Raw genomic sequence first — 16,774 nt, 5'->3', positions numbered from 1 at the left:
AAGCGTCTGCAAGACACTCGCCCCGCTACGGTGCTCAGCCAACCCCTCGGCAACCGGTCAGGCGATGCTCAGAACCACGCGCCCATCGACGTCAATCGTGGCGTCAGATATAGCCCAGCAGCACAAGAATGACCACGATCACCACAATCAGCCCAAGCCCGCCCGTCGGCCCGTAGCCCCAACCCCGGCTGTACGGCCACGACGGCAGCGCGCCGATCAGCAGCAAGATGAGAACGATGATGAGAATGGTGCTCAACATGATGCCTCCTGTTTCTGTGTTGGTATGCCGCCGTTCCGTCGTGGCGCAGCGGCTTACCCGGCATCTAGCACGCCCCGTTCCCGTGCTGGCTATATCTGCGGTTTTTTTAAAATCCTGGCAGTTAATTGCGAATATTAAACACTGCGGATGCCCGCGTGCGGCCGTTCTTATGTCAGGCGGAAGACTTGGGCGAAGACAACGTCTTTGCACGACCGCCACGCGTCGCAAGCCAGCACAGGATCGACCCGGCAACCACCATCAATGCGCCCTTCCAGAACGCGAACGACAGCGGAGCGTGCAACAGCGCAGCGGCCAAGGCAGCAGAAAACACGGGGATGAAATACGACGCGGTCGCCAACACCGTGACGTTGCCATGCAGGATGCCGACGTTCCAGGCCGCGTAACCGAAGCCCATTGCTGACGCGGCCAACGCAAGGTAGACCAGCGCCGACACGCTGAAATGCATCGCCCCGCCGCCCGTGGCGAAAAACTTGATCCACAGGGCCAGCGCCGTCAGGATGAAGAACAGCGTTGCACCGTTCTTGCCCTCGGCAATTCGGCTGGTGACGGTGCAATACGCCGCCCAGATCACCGCGCCCGTGAACGCCAGTCCGTAACTGAGCGGGTTGTCCTTGACGTTCTCGGCCATGCCGGCGATGTCCAGCCCCTGCTCACCGCCCAGCACAAAGCAAATCCCGAGGATGGAAACAAGGACACCCGGCATGATCAGGGCATTCGCCCGCTGCTTGTTGAAGGCAATGGCAGACAGCATCGTGAACGTCGGCCATAGGTAATTGACCATGCCGACCTCGATCGCCTGCCGCCCGCTATTGGCATAACCGATCGACAGCGAGAGGCACAGCTCGTACGACACGAACAACAGGCTGCCCCACACCAGATAGCGCCGCGGAAACGTCTTCAAATTATGGAAGCCGACGGTGAATACCAACAGCACCGACGCGACGGTATAGATCATGGCAGCGCCACCTACGGCGCCGAGATGCTGGCTCACGCCCCGGATCAACCCGACGATCGAACTCCACAACAGCACCGCGATGAGCCCGATGAGGGTTGCCCTACTTTTGCTTTGCATAACGCCTGCCTGCACTGACATGTCCACCTAAAAACCGTTTGTTCGCGCGCGGCCCAACGCTGCAGGCGAAGGCGTGCAGTTTACCGGCCGTACCGCCCGATCACCTGAAGTGGCTTCGCTATAAGATGCAGGCCATGAAAAATCGAGGTTTGCCATGACGTCTTTTGCAATCGAAACGCCGGTCTCGGTGGGCTGGATCGGCGCGGGGCGGCTGGCGCGGGCATTGGCCACTCGGGCGCATGGTGCGGGCGTACGCACCGTGGCGGTTGCCAACCGCTCGACCGGGCCCGCCGCGTGGCTCGCGCAAGCCACAGGCGCGAAGGCGGTCAACCCGCAAGGCGTGGCGGATAGCGCCGACTGGGTGTTCGTGACCGTGCCGGATGACGCCATCCCGGGCGTGGTCGATAACATCCGCTGGCGACCCGGCCAACTCGTCATCCACTGCAGCGGTGCCGGCGAGCGCGACTTGCTGGACGCCGCCCGCCAAGCCGGCGCGGATACCGCCAGCTTTCACCCGCTGTTGCTGTTTGCCGGTTTGCCGGACGATGCCGAACGTCTGGGCGGCGCCTCCATCGCCATTGACGCCAATGCGCCACACGACGCGGCGCTCGCCAGCTTTGCACTGCGGCTCGGCTGCACGCCGTTGAAGGTGCGTGCCGGGCAACGTGCCCTGTATCACGCCGGTGCCAACTACGCGGCCAGCTTCCTGCTGTGCGCACTCCATGAAGCCGCCACGTTGTGGGAGGCCGCGGGCATCGACCGTGATGCCGCTGTGGCCGCCATGTGGCCGCTGGTGGACGGCACGCTGGCTGCGGCACGCGCCCGTGGCCTGGCTGGGGCACTGGCAGGTCCGGTCTCGCGCGGAGACGGCGGCGTCATCGACAAACACCTGCAAGCGCTGGAAGCACTGGGCACCGATCACGCCGCGCTGTACACCGCACTCACAAGGCGTGCACTGGCCCTGGCAGCCGAACGCGGCGCGCCTTCCGCAGACGTGCTGGCAGACCTCGCTGCGCGCCTTAATCCAACGTAATTACGGAGTCGGGATCATTGGCATTGGATGGCGCACATGCACCAATCCGGCGCGCGGCCTACAATCGGCAGCTTGCTTGCACGCCCGTTCTGCCATGTCCCAACGTCCACACACATCGCCATCTCCTGCTGCGCATGACGCTGCAGACCGCCCGTCGTCCGGCGCGCTGATCCTGCTGGTTGTCGGGCTGGTGCTGGTGGGCGTGAACCTGCGGCCGGCGCTGTCAAGCCTGTCGCCCGTGCTCAAACAGGTGGCGGTTGGCACGGGGCTGTCGGGCGCCACGGCGGGGTTGCTGACGACCCTGCCTGTGCTGTGTCTGGGCTTGTTTGCGCCAGCGGCCGCGGTGTTGGCTCGGCGCTTTGGTGCAGAACGCGCAGTGGGCGGCTTGCTGATTGCGCTGGCGGCGGGCATAGCCTTGCGCAGCGCGGGCGGCGTTGCACCGCTGTTCATCGGCACGCTGGCAGCGGGCGCCTGCATTGGCGTGACGGGCATTCTGTTGCCGGGCATCGTCAAGCGGGATTTCGGCCGGCAGGCTGACCTGATGACCGGGGTCTACACCATGGCGCTGTGCTTTGGTGCCGCGGTGGCAGCCGGTGCCAGCGCGCCCCTTTCGGCATGGCTGGGCGGCTGGCAGCCCGCGCTGGCATTCTGGGCGCTGCCCGCGCTGCTGGCCTTTGTCGGCTGGTGGCCGCATATGCGGCATGCGCACGGCAAGGGCGCAGCCACTCGGCTTCAGCGCGTGTCACTGTGGAACAAGCCTATCGCCTGGCAGGTAACGCTCTACATGGGGCTGCAATCGTCGCTGGCGTATTGCGTGTTCGGCTGGCTGCCCGTGATCCTGCAAGACCGCGGGCTATCTGCCGTGCAGTCGGGCATGGTGGTCGCGGTGTCGATTCTTGTGCAGCTCATTACCGCGCTGGGCGGACCATTCGTGGCGCGGCTCGGGCGCGATCAGCGCCCCGCCGTGTACCTGATGATGCTGATGTGCTGGGCTGGCCTGATCGGCTGCCTAGATGCGCCGCTGTCAACGCTGTGGTGGTGGGCGGTGTTGCTGGGGCTTGGCCAGGGCGGCAACTTCAGCGTGGCGCTGTCGCTGATCGTGCTGCGCTCGGCCGATACGCGCGTGGCGGCAAGCCTGTCGGCCATGACGCAGGGCATTGGCTACACCATGGCCGCTGCGGGGCCGTATCTCATGGGGGTGCTGCACGATCTGACCGGCAGCTGGGCCGTGATGGGCTGGCTGTTCAGCGCAATTGCGCTGGCCTCGCTCGTGGCGGGCTCGCTCGCCGGGCGCAACCGCACGCTGCACGCCGGCGAGTAATTCATCTACTGCAAGGCTTCATTCAAGCCTTGTGCTTCAACGTCCAGTTGGCCAGCGCCTGCATCTGCTCGGTGATCAGGCCGGCGATGCGCTCGTCAGTGAGATCGCCATCGGCGGTGAAGCCGCCAGCAAACGCGTTGGCAAACACTTCCGGCTTGTTCAACGGATGCAGGTCCAGATACACGCACACCTGACGCAGGTGGTACTGCGCGCGCGACGTGCCCATGCCGCCGCCCGCGCCCAGGATCGCGACCGGCTTGCCTGCCAGCAACGCGTTGTTGGGCTCGCGCGAGGCCCAGTCCAGAATGTTCTTCAGCGCCGGCGCCAGCGAGTAGTTGTATTCAGGGCAGGCCAGCACAAGCGCATCGGCGCGCCCGATCTGTTCGAGCACGCGCACCACCGAAGCGGGCTTGTCCGTAATGTCGGCGTTGTAGAACGGAATATCCGTCAGGTCGGCCACGTCCATTTCAACGCCGGCGGGCACGCGCGTGGACGCTGCGCGCAGCAGACCCTGGTTGGTGGATTTGCGGCGCAGACTGCCGGCAATGCCGAGAAAATTCAGCGACATGAAGAACGACTCCGTCAATGTTGGGACTGGCGAGAATAACGGACATTCGCCGCATCAAAAAGGGCCCTGAGCGTTATGCCTTCCCGGCGCGAAAGCACCCGGCTTCATGATCATCGACCATGCCGGTGGCCTGCATGAAGGCGTAACAGATGGTCGGGCCGACGAACTTGAAACCGCGCTTGACCAGCGCCTTGCTCATCGCCTTGGACGCATCAGTCGCTGCGGGTGCATCGCGGTAGCTGTCCCAGCGGTTGACGATGGTCTTGCCATCGACAAACGCCCACAGGAATGCGTCGAGCGAACCCATTTCTTCCTGAAGCTCCAGCACCTTGCACGCGTTGATGACGGCGCCTTCCACCTTGGCGCGATTGCGCACGATGCCCGGATCAGCGAGCAGCTTTTCGATGCGTGCCGGCGTGAAGCGCGCCACGCGTGCGGCATCAAACCCCTCGAACACTTCCTGGTAGCGCGCCCGCTTGCGCAGAATGGTCTGCCACGACAAACCGGCCTGCGCGCCCTCCAGGATCAGCATCTCGTAGAGGTGACGATCATCGTGCGAGGGCACGCCCCACTCGGTGTCGTGGTACGCGATCATCAGCGGGTCTTCGCCCGCCCAGCAGCAGCGCGCCATCTCGTGTCTCCTAGATCCAGCCCGATTTGCGCAACTTGCGATACAGCCACACGCAAGCGGTGGCCGTGCACGCCAGCACGATGGGGTACCCAGCCGGATGCTCCAGCTCCGGCATGCCCTTGAAGTTCATGCCGTAGTTGCTGAACACCACGGTTGGAATTGCCAGAATAGCGCCCCACCCTGCCAACCGCTTCACGATGTCGTTCTGCGTGACCGACACCAGCGCCACGTTCACGGAGATGGCCGTGGTCAGCATTTCCCGAATCACGTCGAGTGCGCCCACCGCGCGGTGCGCATGGTCGGCAATATCGCGAAAATACGCGCGCAGCTCTTTGGGCACCACGTCGTCATGCAGGCGCACGAGTTGGCCGGCAATGTCTTCAACGGGCAACGCGGCATTGCGCAGCCGCAGAAGCTGGCGCTTGAGCGTATAGAGCCGCTCGATGGCCGCGCGATCGAACGTGTCGCCAAAGATCTGGCTTTCGATGTGCTCGAACTCTTCCTGCAGGCGTTCAAGCACCGGCTGATAGTTGTCGACCACAAAGTCCATCACCGCGTACAACGCAAACGGTGCGCCTTTGGCCAGCAGTTGCGGCGTGCGCTCGCAGCGCTCGCGCACCGGCGAATACGACGCCGACGGCCCATGCCGCACCGAGACGAGAAAGTCCCTGCCGACAAACAGGTGTGTCTCACCAAAGACGACGTTGCCGCCTTCCATTTGCGCGGTGTTCAGCACGATGAACAGCACGTCGCCGTACAGCTCCAGCTTGGGCCGCTGGTGCGCGTTGCGCGCGTCTTCAATGGCGAGATCGTGCAGGCCGAATTCCTCCTGCACGCGGTCGAGCATGGCGTTGTCCGGCTCATGCAGACCTAGCCACACAAACGAGCCCGGCGTGTGCAGCACGTCGCTGATGGCCTCGACGGAAAGGTCACGTTCGCGCTTGCCGTTTCGGTACAGCGCGCTGTTGATCACCATGGACATGGTTGTCTCCGGAACGCATTCGGCACGCATTAGCGGTCTGCGGGCCGATCTGCGGTCTTGATATCGGATGCGGTGGAGGCCGCGGTGGCCAGCGCCGGCACTTCGGCCAGGCGCGTTTCGATTTGCGCCAGCGCTTCGGACAGCGCGTGGACGAGGTCGTCCGGCAGCCCGTCGAGCGTGGCATTGATGAAGGCGATGCGGCGCGGCATGCATTCGAGCACGATGGCCAGGCCTGCGTCTGACAGCGACACGTTGGTCAGGCGGTTGTCGCGCGCATCGGTGGTGCGTTCAATCCAGCCGAGCTGCTCCAGCACTTTAAGCTGGCGGGTAAGCGCGCCAGGGTCCATCTGCAGGCGCTCGGCGAGCTGCTTCTGGGCCATGCCGCCGCCGGTGTTGTCATGCAGCGCCAGCAGGATGCGCCAGCGCGGCATTGGCTGGCCGACATGCGCCTCGAAGGCGGCCATGAACGCACGATAGGTGCGGCCGAACTGGTGCATGACGGCGAAGCGTTCGCGTTCAGAGGTCATCGATCAGGGCTGAGATTGCTGGGGAACCGCGCATCCTAACCGCTCCGGCGTGTCTCGCCTATTCCGTATGTTGCACAGGCTCGACATGGTGCAGCACCACGGGCGGCACGCGGCGCACATACCAGAGGCCGATCAGCGCCACCACCGTCGCCACGATCAGGCCGATATGGATGGCACTGACCAGCACGTGTCGCGCGGCTTCGAGCAGCGCCGTACCGTCGTGGCCGGCAGCATGCAACTGCGAGAGCAACGCGGCTTGCGAGTCATGATCGATGAGAATTTCGGGATCGGCAAGCTGGCGCAGCCACTGCATCGCGCTGTCAGCGCTTAGCGCATTGGCAACGCCCGAGGCATAGCGCTCGCTTACCAGCGTGCCGACCAGCGCCGTGCCCACCATGCCGCCCACCATGCGCAGCGATTGCAGCAGCGCCGTAGCAATGCCCAGATGCGCACGGCCGGCCGTCTGCTGTGCAAACACGGTCAGATTGGGCAGCACGAAACCGAGGCCCAGCCCAGCCAGCAGCATCAGCAACGTCAGCACCGTATGCGGCATGCCCTTGGACGACACCGACATGCCGGCCACCGCCACTGTCAGCAGCGCAAAGCCGGCATACAGCATGGCGTTGGGATTGGGAATGCGCGTGACGATGCGCCCGTTGATGATGCTGCCCAGCGTGATGCACACCACCAGCGGCGTAATCACCAGGCCGGCTTCCTGCGGCGACATGCCAAACCCGCCCTGGAACAGCAACGGTGCATAGAACAGCACCGCAAACATCGAGAAGCCCGACAGCAACGCCAACATGAACAGCGCGGCCAGCGCCGGATTGCGCAGCATGTCGAACGGCAATAGCGGCTGCTCTGCACGCTGCTCCCACCACCACAGCGCCACAAATGCCGCGGCCGACAGTACCAGCCAACCAAACAGCGGCAGCGACAGGCCATGCCGCGGCAGCCATTCCACGAACAACTGCAGCGCACCCAGCGCCACCGTGATCAGCACCGCGCCCTGCCAGTCCAGCCGGATACGCCCGGTGTGCACGTTCTGGCGCAGATGCGGCAAAAAGCGCCACGCAAACCACAGCCCCAACACACCGAACGGAATGTTCACGTAGAACACCGATCGCCAGCCGAACGCCTGCGTCATCCAGCCGCCGAGCGTCGGGCCTATGGCGTTGGCAATACCAAACGACGCGCTCAGCATTACCTGCCAGCGCAAACGTACACGCGCATCCGGAAAGAGATCGGGAATGCACGCGTAGGCCGTGCCAACCAGCATGCCGCCGCCAATGCCCTGCAGCGCCCGCGACCACACCAAAAACGTCATGCTGCCCGCCATGCCGCACATGACCGACGCCAGCGTGAACACCACGATGGAGGCAATCACAAACGGCTTGCGCCCGTAGAAATCTCCCAGGCGGCCAAAGATTGGCACCGTCACCACGGACGTCAACAGATACGACGTCGCCACCCACGCATACAGCTCAAAGCCTTTCAGCTCAGCCACCACCGTGGGCAGCGCTGTGCCGACCACGGTCTGGTCGAAGGCGACCAGAACCACGACAAAGCAAATGCCGATCATCGCCAAGAGCGATTCCTTGAACGGCAAGACCTGGGTATGGGAGTGCGGGAGCGCGGTGTGGACGGCCATGACGGAGGAGTGACGATACAAATGATGCATCAACGATTGATGCGTCAATTAATAGTCTAACGGAATCGTGGCCGCCTTGCTTGCGCTGTGATCGGGAAAAATAAAGTCCGTCGGATGTAAATTAAGTCTGTCGAGGTAGCTCGTGGTTCGCATGGGCGCAGGCGTGCCAAGGCGGCTCTCCTTCTCTTTACTGGCCATGCTCGGAGACCGCCGTTCCCGTTTGTGCGATCTCCTTAGTAAGTTGCATCACCGTGCGGCTGGCCAGCGTCAGATCGCCATGCCGCGACATCGCCAGCGCGATGTATCGATAGACGGTCGGTTCCACAACCTTGGCCGCTTGCAGCCGTCCTTCGCGCACGGCGTTGGCGATGGCATATGGGCCCAGCAGCGCGTACATGCCGCCGTCCTCAACGATGCGTGTCTGCAGGCTGAGAGAATCCGCTTCCACCACGACGTTTAGAGAGACGCCGCGCTGGGTCGCGAGGTGGTCGAGCCAATCACGCCAACTGCTGGGCCGGCAGAACGAAACCAGCGGTAGACCGTTGAGGGCCGCAAACGGCACGGTGGGCTCAGCCAGAAGTGGATCGCCGGGAGTGCCCACCAGATAGGTCGCCGCTTCGGTGAGGTAGATGTCGCCGTGCTTTGGCGTCGGGCTGTGCCGGAACAGCAGGGCCAGATCGACGCTGCCTTCTTCCAGCCACGTTTCCAACTGCGCACCCTGGCCTTCGCGCACGCTGAGCTGCACGAGCGGATAGCGGTCGCGCAGGCGGTAATACAGTGTGCTGACCAGAGGATGCGCCGTAGAGGGAAGGATGCCCAGGCGCACGGTGCCGATCGGCTTGCCGGCCGAACTTTGAATATCGTTGGCCAACTGCTCGGTACCTGCCAGCCATGCCCGCACCTTCGGGGCGACGCGCTGCCCCAGTTCGGTCAACACTACACCGCGGCCCGTGCGCTGAAACAACCGGCCGCCGGCTGCCTGCTCAAGCTCGGCAATCTGGCGGCTGATATGGGGCTGCGTGGTGCCGTGTGCCAATGCGACTTTGCTCAGGCTGCCGAGTTCGGCGGCTTCGATGAACAATTTCCAGCCCGCGTAATCCACGGCGTCCCCACGGTCCTGATATGTTGATTCAGTATATCTGAAATGCCGGAATTCACTCTTCCGGCATGCCTAGTGCCTCCCTAGACTGCATCGCAAGCACGTTGACCACCAGGCGTTCCAAGGCTTCGCCGGCGACGAGCGCTCCCCGGGGCTCGGGCATGACGGCCCCCGGAGAGACCTATCGATCCACTAGTGAGGAGACTCCATGAAAGACATTGATCTGCGCGGCCTCGTACCGGCCCCCGTGACCCCGTTCACCCGCGATGGCGCTGTCGACCACGCGGCCATCCAGCGCCTGGGCAAGTGGCTCGGTAGCTTTGACGGCGTGAAGGGCTTGGTTGTGCTCGGGCATGCCGGCGAAGGCACCTTCCTTTCACAGGATGAACAAACCGCCGTGATCGAGAGTTTCGTGAAGTCGGTCGACGGCAAGCTTCCGGTCATCGCCGGCATCACGCTCGAGGGCACGCAGGTGGCCGCCGCTGAGGCCAAGCGTGCCGTCAAAGCCGGAGCCTCGGCCGGTCTGGTCTATCCATCGCACGGCTGGCTGCGCTTCGGTTACCAAAAGGGCGCACCGCAGGACCGCTATCGCGCCATCTATGAGGAAAGTGGCCTGCCGCTGATCCTCTTCCAATATCCGGACGTGACCAAGGCAACGTACAACCTGGAGACGCAGCTGGAGATTGCCGCGCAGCCGGGCGTGTTCGCCATGAAAAACGGCGTACGCAACATGCGCCGCTGGGATACCGAAATTCCCGTGATCCGTCGCGAGAACCCGGAGCTGCAGATCCTGACCTGCCACGATGAATACCTGCTGCACACCATGTTCGACGTGGACGGCGCACTGGTTGGATACGGCAACATCGCGCCCGAACTGCTGATCGAACTGATCGCGGCCGGCAAGGCGAAAGACTACCCGCGCGCGCGCGCCCTGCACGACAAGCTGTTGCCGATCACGAAGAACGTCTACCACCGTGGCTCGCACATGGAGGGCACCGTGGCGCTCAAGCACGCGCTCGTCGCACGGGGCATCCTCGAGCACGCCACTGTGCGCCCTCCGCTGCTGCCGCTGGAACCCGGCGCGGAGATCGACATTGCCAACGCGATGCGCTCGGCCGGGCTCACCGGCCCGGGTGCAGGTGTGGTGCAGCCTCTTGCCGCGTAAGTTAAGCAAGCTGCCGGCCACGCCTTGAACGCGTAGCACACGGTGTGCGCTGCCGCGTTGTCGTCGAGTGCACATCAAAAGCAGTACCCGTCCGGGCGTGATACAAGCGCTATCAAAGCGCCACGCCCGGCGTCACAGCCGACCAACGGCTGCCACCAGAACAACAAGATCATCGATGCAGGACGCAACCCGTGGCCACGCATCAGAACAATGACATCTGGAGACAACATGACCATCACCACGCCCGCCTTGGCACACCACGGCGTGCAGGAGACCGCGCGCACTGCGTCAGCCGATTCCGGCTCGCGGGCCGCACATCTCCTCTTCCGTATCGAGAACGTCCCCTTCAGTCGCTGGCACACGAAGGCTCGCATCATCATGGGCAGCGCTACGCTGTTCGACGCCTTTGACGCGCTCTCGCTGGCCTTCGTCATGCCGGTGCTCGTGGGACTTTGGCATCTCTCACCAGGCGAGATCGGCGTGCTGATCGCCGCCGGTTATCTTGGCCAGGTGATCGGGGCGCTGCTGTTCGGCTGGCTGGCTGAGCGTCTGGGCCGGGTGCGGAGCGCCACTATCACGGTCGGGCTGATGTCGGCTATGAGTGTGGTGTGCGCGTTTGCCGGAAACTTTCAGATGCTGTTTCTATGCCGGTTCCTGCAGGGCATCGGCGTTGGTGGTGAAGTGCCGGTGGCGGCGACCTACATCAACGAGCTGTCGCAAGCGCACGGGCGCGGACGCTTCTTCATCCTGTACGAACTGATCTTTCCGCTGGGGCTGCTGGCGGCGGCCCAGGTTGGCGCGTTCCTTGTCCCGCGCTTTGGCTGGGAATACATGTTTCTGGTTGGGGGCATTCCGGGCATCCTCGTGGCGCTGCTGATCATGCGCTTGCCGGAGTCGCCGCGCTGGCTGATCGGCAAGGGTCGCTATGACGAAGCAGAACAGGTGATCCGGGACATTGAAGCCAGCACGCCCCGACGCAATCTCGACCCGCAACGCGACAGCACCGAAATCGACACGCGAGTCGCCACGCTGCTCGATGGCATCCGCGCACGTCGCAAGGGCTCGTGGAAGGAACTATTCTCGCCGCTGTACCGGGGGCGGACGCTCGTCGTGTGGTTGCTGTGGGCCAGTTCCTACTTTGTCGCCAACGGCATCAATAATTGGCTTCCGAGCCTGTACAAGACTGTGTATCACTTGCCGCTGCAAGAGTCTCTGCATATGGCGTCGGTGTCGAACGTCCTTAGCACCTGCGCCGTGCTGGTGTGCGCCCTCCTGGTGGATCGCGTCGGTCGTCGGCGCTGGGCCATGGCGTGCTTCCTCATCAGTGGCGCCTTGCTGGCGGCATTGGCGGCGATCGGTGCCGGCAGTGCGCTGTCCGTGATGATCCTGGCGTCTTCTGCCTACGCTGTGATGGGCACGACAACCGTACTGCTGTATCTCTACACACCTGAAATCTATCCAACCCGCATGCGTGCCATCGGCACCGGGCTGGCGACGTCATGGTTGCGTGCCGCATCGGCTGCTGCACCGGCGATCGTCGGTGTGGTTCTCGCTGGCTACGGCATCGCCTCAGTGTTCCTCATGTTCGCGCTGGTGAACGTCATCGGCCTGCTGGCGGCCATGCGCATGATCGAGACCACCAACCGGGCGCTCGAAGACATCTCGCCCTAGGTATCGAGGCGCCGCCGCGCGCCATCCTTCCGCCTCCCATCCTGCATTGCCCAAAAAGGGGTCGCCATGCGCGGCCGCCTCTTGGCGGAGCGCACCCCAAAAAACCATACAAAACCCGTCGCTGTGCCACGCGCGGGTACAACACAGAGGAGACCTCACCATGAAAACCACGTCCTGGCTGATCGGCATGAGTATCGGTGCAGCCGCCCCGATGATGGCCGCCGCACAGTCCGTCACGCTCTACGGCCTGGTGGATACCGGCGTCGAATACGTCAACAACGTTGGGGCCACGAAAAGCGGGCTGGTGCGCATGCCGAACCTCACAGGCACCGTTCCGTCGCGGTGGGGGGTGCGCGGCAAAGAAGACCTGGGCGGCGGTCTGCATGCCGTCTTCACGCTTGAATCCGGCTTTGCGCCGGACTCCGGCGTCTCGAATCAGGGCGGACGGCTGTTCGGCCGGCAAGCAAACGTGGGGCTCATCGGGCCGTGGGGCGAGGTCACGTTTGGTCGGCAGAACACCATGCTGTTCTGGGCGATTCTCGACTCGGACATCCTTGGACCCAACGTCTATGGCGGTAACGCGTTGGACAGCTATCGCCCGAATGCGCGTGCCGACAATGCCATCGCTTACAAGGGCAAGTTCGGCGGGTTCACCGTGGGCGCCACGTATAGCTTTGGCCGGGATACGGTCAATGCCGGTGCCAACCCGGCCGGCACCAACTGTGCCGGCGAACTGGCATCGGACAGCCGCGCGTGCCGCGAGTGGTCTGCCTTGCTGATGTACGAAGCCGGCACCTGGGGCATCTCAACTGCGTACGACTCGCTGCGAGGTGGCCCCGGCGCAGCGGCCGGCCTCACCAGTAGCAAACTCAAGGACGATCGTCTGCTCCTCGGAGCTTACGCATTGTTCGACAAAGCAAAGGTGGGTATCGGCGCTTCGTTCCGCAACAACGGAGGTGGCACGCCATCACACAGCCAGTTGTACTACGCAGGTGCCTCCTACGACATCACACCCGCATTCAACCTTGCAGGGCAGGTCTACTATCTGCACTTCAACAACAGTGCCAACAAAGCGTGGCTAGGTGCCATCCGGGGTACCTACGCATTCTCAAAGCGGACGTCGGTGTATCTCACCGGCGGGTACATCGATAACGGTGGTCAGTCGAATCTGTCCGTTAGTGCCGGCGGCAGTGGAGGAACGAGCAACCCCACTCCTGGCGGCAATCAGCTCGGGGTGATGGCAGGCGTGAAGCATTCGTTTTAACAGCCGCTGTTTAGTCGTCATCACCCTATCCAAAATCCGCAGGGGCGACAGGCCTTCACCGGCCTGCTGTGAGCGCCGCTCTACAAATAGGAGGCCCCTGCGCGCTTCGGTTTTCCGTTCTTCTACTGGGTACCAGTTGCTCCGGGTGCCGACCACCTCGCCGTTCATCTGGATCGTATTCAAGAATGGTCAACGCACGATAGCTTCGCTGTAATTAAAGTCGGCGTTGATCGGTCCGGTCTCAGCTAGCCTCGTGCCAGCATGCTAGAGCCAGTCTTGCCCTAATGAAGAGAAACGGACCGGGTCCCGGGTGCAGAGTCGATTCGCCACGATCCACCCTATCGCCGCCGATACCGGTACAAGACAAAGCAGTGCTGCCGAGATGCCTTTGCTGGCGCCGGTGAGGACATGAAAGTTTGCCACTGCGAGTGCAAGAACCGTGCACAGTGCCAGACCGGCGGTCACGGGCAGCAACCTCACCCGCGCGAAGCTGTACCTGATCGCCGTTTCGCTTCTTCATCAATCTCTAGATCGGACGCTCCGGGGTTCAGAGAGATTAGGAGCGAGCGCCACTCTTCATAGTTGGTGCGTGTCTCAGCGGTAGCCTTGAGGAAGGGAACTTCCAAAAGCGGGAGCTTAGTGTCCGACTATCTCGGTTGAGCGAAGCCCTGCTGGCTCCAACTTCTGCGGAAGCGCGCGCTGTTTGATGAAGAGGGCGACACACGCGATCAAGCCCGCAATGGCAATGATTGAGAAGATGCCGCTGAACCCGACTTGTTGGCGAGTGAGCTCTGCCACAAGATAGGAACCCGCTATGCCACCAAACCGCCCAATTCCAAGCATCCAAGCAACGCCTGTAGCCCGACCTTGCGTCGGGTAGAAAGCGGCGGCCAGAGCGGGCATAGACGACTGCGCTGTATTCATCAGAACGCCGGCAGCAAAAACAACAACAACGAGCAGTCCGACGTTGCCAACGGCTTGACCAATGCCATACACGGTGAGGGCAGTGAGCGCGTAGCAAGTCGCAATCACCCGATTGGCGTTGAATTTGTCCATCAGAGCGCCGCACAGAACAGCACCAATGCCGCCCAGCGGGAAGAGCGCAGAAATCAACGTTGCAGCCTTTGGCGTGAGCCCGGCCTCCTTCAAGAGAATGGGCATCCAATTGATAGAGGCATAAAAGATCACCAGCCCCATAAAGTACGCCAACCAAAGCATGACGGATCCGACAACGTAGGATCGGGACAGAACCAATGCAATACCGCCTTGGCCCGATGGGGCCTGGGTCTGCTCGGTCATGAAGAACGATGACGCGTCGTGTGCGGCCACATTGATCTTCGCCAACGTACGGCGAATCTTCTCTACGGATTGGCTCTTCGCAATCATGTAGCGAACAGACTCCGGCAAATGCAAGACCAGCAGAAAGAGCAATGCAAGCGGCGCAAGACCGCCCAGCATGAGAACACTACGCCAGCCGAAATGTGGAATCATCCAGGCGGCCAAGAACCCTCCGAACGCGGCGCCCAGAGGGAAGCCGCAAAACATCAGGTTCACAATGACGGCGCGGCGTTTGTCAGGACAGAATTCGCTCATCAGGGTCACTGCGTTCGGCATTGCGGCACCAAGCCCGATACCGGTTACGAAGCGCAACGCTATCAGGCTTGTGATGTTGCTCGCATATGCAGATACGAGGCACGCGACACCGAAGACCAGCACAGAGACGATCAACATAAGGCGGCGCCCGATCCGGTCTGAAAGTGGGCCGGCGACGAGAGCACCCACGGCCAAGCCAAAGAGCGCAGCACTTAGAACCGGGGCAAGCGCTGGGCGCGAAATGCCCCACTCCGACACAAGCGATGGCGCAATGAAGCCGATGGCCGCGGTGTCAAAGCCATCCAACAGGACGATAAAAAAACACATCCCAAAGATAAGCCACTGGAACGGGCCGAACCGGCTGCCATTGATGATGCTCTGTGCGTCGACGATAGATTTACTCATGGGGCTTCCTAGAGATAAGCCGCAACAATCCGTGCCGGCTTCTAACAGGCTCCAAGGCGCGCTATGGCTTGAACGGACGGTCAATGCTTCATAGGAATGGATCAGGGCATACCGCCTCTACCAGCACCATCCCTTCGCTTCACTGACAAGCGAGAAGTTCGAATTACGAACAATTGTTCTCAAAATGAACTTCATGCTAGGGTAGGCACGCGTCCATCGAAACTCGGGATAACCCGCACAGGCAAGGCTCCCATTGGAATGAGTACTGCCTGGACGTGGAAATGTCCGGTGCCGTTGATTTGTCCGTTGAGGCGTTTTTCATCGCCCCACGTGCGAATTCGACGGATGTCACCCAGCGTCGGACAGCACAAGGGAAACTGTGGTCGACACGAGGGTCCAGGACGTGTTGGCACACGCTGACGACGTTACGCCTGCGTGAGACATGTCAGCGGCGCGGCGTTCGTGACCGAATGGGATACGAAGGGAATGCGAAGGGAGATGGCCGCAAGCCAACTGGCGGTCACCTCGCTGGAGTTCACGGGCTCGGTGAACACTGCGCAGTCCTGCTGCATCGCGTTCCACATGCCGGGCGTGCCGGGGACGTAGGCCGTCTATGCCCGACGCAACGCGCCGATGCCTTGCTAAGCCATTGAGGAACCCGGCGAGCCGTTGCTGCCGACATGCCCGGCGGCAGTGCTGGCAGTCTGCGTGACCAGGTAGCGACCGGGCCGATGATTCAACGCAATGCTGAGATTGAGCGCCACCGCCCCCACCAACGAGGCCGCCAGCGCCATCGGGCTGACCACGACGAGGGACGCCAGCACGATGCCCACATCCACCGCCATCTGCAGCTTGCCTGCGCGAATGCCGTACTTGTCCTGCAGATACAGCGCGACGATGTTGACGCCGCCCAGGCTGGCCTGGTGCCGAAACAGGACGATGAAGCCCACGCCCATCAACGTGCCGCCAATGACACCCGCATACAGCGGATTGAGCGACCCCAGCTGTACGAAGTGCGCGTGCACCTCGCTCAGCCACGACACCAGCGCCACCGCACAGAACGTCTTGAGCGTGAAGCGCCACCCCATGTGCCGCACCGCCAGGTAATAGAACGGCAGATTGATGGTGAAGAACACCACACCAAAGGGCAGCGAAGTGGCGTAGTGGATCAGAAAGGCCACGCCGGCCGTCCCGCCTGACAGCAGACCGCCCTGCTTGAACAGCGTGATGCCGAGCGACACGAACAGCGTACCGGTAACGATGGCGAGCACGTCCTCAAGCAGGCTATGCCGGGTGACACCGGGAACATTGTCGGGGGCATTCATGGGGGCTCCTTACGGATACCGTGGACACGCGCCGACTATGCCGCCGGTACGTCCGTCGGTTCTTTGATCCAAGCCAACCGCGCGTGAATCAGAACCTCCCGAGATGCACGCGTTGTGTATGCGCCGCAGCCGCCCAGCGTTGTTCGTCCGGCGCAGGTGCTGATGGCGATGTGGCGCGAAGCTCGCA

Annotated in this window: 15 protein-coding genes; 5 read left to right on the top strand and 10 right to left on the bottom strand. The window is 62.7% G+C overall.

What is annotated here, in order from left to right; translation table 11 throughout:
* Positions 1 to 103: 103 nt before the first annotated feature.
* Both DOD19_RS20115 and yddG read right to left on the bottom strand, forming a co-directional pair.
* Positions 104 to 259: a DUF3309 family protein gene (locus DOD19_RS20115; protein ID WP_004634893.1), complete on the bottom strand. Its 156-nt coding sequence runs from the start codon at positions 257 to 259 to the stop codon at positions 104 to 106.
* 172 nt (positions 260 to 431) lie between these two features.
* Positions 432 to 1,352: an aromatic amino acid DMT transporter YddG gene (yddG, locus tag DOD19_RS20110; protein ID WP_112187622.1), complete on the bottom strand. Its 921-nt coding sequence runs from the start codon at positions 1,350 to 1,352 to the stop codon at positions 432 to 434.
* A gap of 154 nt (positions 1,353 to 1,506) precedes the next feature.
* On the opposite strand from yddG, the gene DOD19_RS20105 reads away from it, so the two are divergent.
* Together DOD19_RS20105 and DOD19_RS20100 are read left to right on the top strand one after the other, a co-directional pair.
* Positions 1,507 to 2,385, top strand: a complete 879-nt coding sequence (locus DOD19_RS20105; protein ID WP_112187620.1) for a DUF2520 domain-containing protein — start codon at positions 1,507 to 1,509, stop codon at positions 2,383 to 2,385.
* 94 nt (positions 2,386 to 2,479) lie between these two features.
* On the top strand, positions 2,480 to 3,706 hold the full coding sequence (locus DOD19_RS20100) for a CynX/NimT family MFS transporter (protein ID WP_112187618.1): 1,227 nt from the start codon (positions 2,480 to 2,482) through the stop codon (positions 3,704 to 3,706).
* Between the two features lie 22 nt (positions 3,707 to 3,728).
* On the opposite strand, the gene DOD19_RS20095 is transcribed toward DOD19_RS20100, so the two are convergent.
* From DOD19_RS20095 to DOD19_RS20070, 6 genes are all read right to left on the bottom strand, one after another.
* Positions 3,729 to 4,274 (bottom strand): NADPH-dependent FMN reductase, encoded by a 546-nt coding sequence (locus DOD19_RS20095; RefSeq protein ID WP_092971265.1) that lies wholly within the window; start codon positions 4,272 to 4,274, stop codon positions 3,729 to 3,731.
* Between the two features lie 73 nt (positions 4,275 to 4,347).
* Entirely contained in the window at positions 4,348 to 4,905 is a 558-nt protein-coding gene (locus tag DOD19_RS20090) for a DNA-3-methyladenine glycosylase I (RefSeq protein ID WP_112187616.1), read from the bottom strand.
* A gap of 10 nt (positions 4,906 to 4,915) precedes the next feature.
* Entirely contained in the window at positions 4,916 to 5,887 is a 972-nt protein-coding gene (locus tag DOD19_RS20085; RefSeq protein ID WP_024979271.1) for a magnesium and cobalt transport protein CorA, read from the bottom strand.
* A gap of 29 nt (positions 5,888 to 5,916) precedes the next feature.
* Positions 5,917 to 6,414, bottom strand: coding sequence for a MarR family transcriptional regulator (locus DOD19_RS20080; protein ID WP_024979272.1), 498 nt, complete (start codon positions 6,412 to 6,414; stop codon positions 5,917 to 5,919).
* 58 nt (positions 6,415 to 6,472) lie between these two features.
* On the bottom strand, positions 6,473 to 8,065 hold the full coding sequence (locus DOD19_RS20075; protein ID WP_024979273.1) for an MFS transporter: 1,593 nt from the start codon (positions 8,063 to 8,065) through the stop codon (positions 6,473 to 6,475).
* A 187-nt stretch (positions 8,066 to 8,252) separates the two neighbouring features.
* Positions 8,253 to 9,167, bottom strand: a complete 915-nt coding sequence (locus DOD19_RS20070; RefSeq protein ID WP_112187614.1) for a LysR family transcriptional regulator — start codon at positions 9,165 to 9,167, stop codon at positions 8,253 to 8,255.
* 205 nt (positions 9,168 to 9,372) lie between these two features.
* Here DOD19_RS20070 and DOD19_RS20065 point away from each other — a divergent pair, with 205 nt between their 5' ends.
* From DOD19_RS20065 to DOD19_RS20055, 3 genes are all read left to right on the top strand, one after another.
* The gene (locus DOD19_RS20065; protein WP_112187612.1) at positions 9,373 to 10,329 is read left to right on the top strand and encodes a dihydrodipicolinate synthase family protein; all 957 of its coding nucleotides are present in this window, start codon (positions 9,373 to 9,375) and stop codon (positions 10,327 to 10,329) included.
* A gap of 228 nt (positions 10,330 to 10,557) precedes the next feature.
* Positions 10,558 to 12,000: an MFS transporter gene (locus tag DOD19_RS20060; RefSeq protein ID WP_112187603.1), complete on the top strand. Its 1,443-nt coding sequence runs from the start codon at positions 10,558 to 10,560 to the stop codon at positions 11,998 to 12,000.
* Between the two features lie 160 nt (positions 12,001 to 12,160).
* Positions 12,161 to 13,264 (top strand): porin, encoded by a 1,104-nt coding sequence (locus DOD19_RS20055; RefSeq protein ID WP_112187601.1) that lies wholly within the window; start codon positions 12,161 to 12,163, stop codon positions 13,262 to 13,264.
* A gap of 636 nt (positions 13,265 to 13,900) precedes the next feature.
* Here DOD19_RS20055 and DOD19_RS20050 read toward each other — a convergent pair.
* Complete coding sequence (locus DOD19_RS20050) at positions 13,901 to 15,262, bottom strand: aromatic acid/H+ symport family MFS transporter (RefSeq protein WP_112187599.1); 1,362 nt, start codon at positions 15,260 to 15,262, stop codon at positions 13,901 to 13,903.
* Positions 15,263 to 15,903: 641 nt separating this feature from the next.
* Positions 15,904 to 16,587: a YitT family protein gene (locus DOD19_RS20045; RefSeq protein ID WP_239498056.1), complete on the bottom strand. Its 684-nt coding sequence runs from the start codon at positions 16,585 to 16,587 to the stop codon at positions 15,904 to 15,906.
* Positions 16,588 to 16,774: the final 187 nt, after the last annotated feature.

Origin of the sequence: Ralstonia sp. GX3-BWBA (genome assembly GCF_003290055.1) — a bacterium.
GTDB classification, from domain to species: domain Bacteria; phylum Pseudomonadota; class Gammaproteobacteria; order Burkholderiales; family Burkholderiaceae; genus Ralstonia; species Ralstonia holmesii.
This window is presented reverse-complemented; position numbering and strand designations above follow the sequence as displayed.

What these genes read in the sequence shown, in the direction of transcription:
- DOD19_RS20100 (WP_112187618.1), top strand. Translation starts at nt 2,480, where the DNA reads ATGTCCCAACGTCCACACACATCGCCATCTCCTGCTGCGCATGACGCT.
- DOD19_RS20065 (WP_112187612.1), top strand. Translation starts at nt 9,373, where the DNA reads ATGAAAGACATTGATCTGCGCGGCCTCGTACCGGCCCCCGTGACCCCG.
- yddG (WP_112187622.1), bottom strand. Translation starts at nt 1,352, where the DNA reads ATGCAAAGCAAAAGTAGGGCAACCCTCATCGGGCTCATCGCGGTGCTG.
- DOD19_RS20090 (WP_112187616.1), bottom strand. Translation starts at nt 4,905, where the DNA reads ATGGCGCGCTGCTGCTGGGCGGGCGAAGACCCGCTGATGATCGCGTAC.
- DOD19_RS20080 (WP_024979272.1), bottom strand. Translation starts at nt 6,414, where the DNA reads ATGACCTCTGAACGCGAACGCTTCGCCGTCATGCACCAGTTCGGCCGC.
- DOD19_RS20060 (WP_112187603.1), top strand. Translation starts at nt 10,558, where the DNA reads ATGACCATCACCACGCCCGCCTTGGCACACCACGGCGTGCAGGAGACC.
- DOD19_RS20050 (WP_112187599.1), bottom strand. Translation starts at nt 15,262, where the DNA reads ATGAGTAAATCTATCGTCGACGCACAGAGCATCATCAATGGCAGCCGG.
- DOD19_RS20055 (WP_112187601.1), top strand. Translation starts at nt 12,161, where the DNA reads ATGAAAACCACGTCCTGGCTGATCGGCATGAGTATCGGTGCAGCCGCC.
- DOD19_RS20045 (WP_239498056.1), bottom strand. Translation starts at nt 16,587, where the DNA reads ATGAATGCCCCCGACAATGTTCCCGGTGTCACCCGGCATAGCCTGCTT.
- DOD19_RS20085 (WP_024979271.1), bottom strand. Translation starts at nt 5,887, where the DNA reads ATGTCCATGGTGATCAACAGCGCGCTGTACCGAAACGGCAAGCGCGAA.
- DOD19_RS20075 (WP_024979273.1), bottom strand. Translation starts at nt 8,065, where the DNA reads ATGGCCGTCCACACCGCGCTCCCGCACTCCCATACCCAGGTCTTGCCG.
- DOD19_RS20095 (WP_092971265.1), bottom strand. Translation starts at nt 4,274, where the DNA reads ATGTCGCTGAATTTTCTCGGCATTGCCGGCAGTCTGCGCCGCAAATCC.
- DOD19_RS20115 (WP_004634893.1), bottom strand. Translation starts at nt 259, where the DNA reads ATGTTGAGCACCATTCTCATCATCGTTCTCATCTTGCTGCTGATCGGC.
- DOD19_RS20105 (WP_112187620.1), top strand. Translation starts at nt 1,507, where the DNA reads ATGACGTCTTTTGCAATCGAAACGCCGGTCTCGGTGGGCTGGATCGGC.